The sequence below is a fragment of the Staphylococcus sp. AC872 genome (assembly GCF_979255425.1).
Genome location: NZ_CEEDKW010000033.1, coordinates 1 through 248 on the forward strand (window position 1 = coordinate 1; position 248 = coordinate 248).

The 248-nt window shown below is 47.6% G+C and carries 1 pseudogene; it reads right to left on the reverse strand.

The features are described from left to right. A pseudogene (locus ACZ267_RS12790) lies at positions 1-248 on the reverse strand (DUF4064 domain-containing protein); the annotation flags it as partial.

Consider the following 248-nt stretch of genomic DNA (forward strand, 5'->3'; position numbering starts at 1 on the left):
GACGGTCTACATCATGATGATCTTCTCTGTGGCGGTCGTCTTCTCTACGATCTGCATCGAATCCGTTACGTGCGTCTCTTCCTTCTACGTTACGATCATCATGTCTGCTTTCTGTATCTTCAAATCGACGATCTGCGTCTTGGCGATTAGCTTCATGACGGTCTATATCACGATGATCTTCTCTGTGGCGGTCGTCTTCTCTACGATCTGCATCGAATCCGTTACGTGCGTCTCTTCCTTCTACGTTA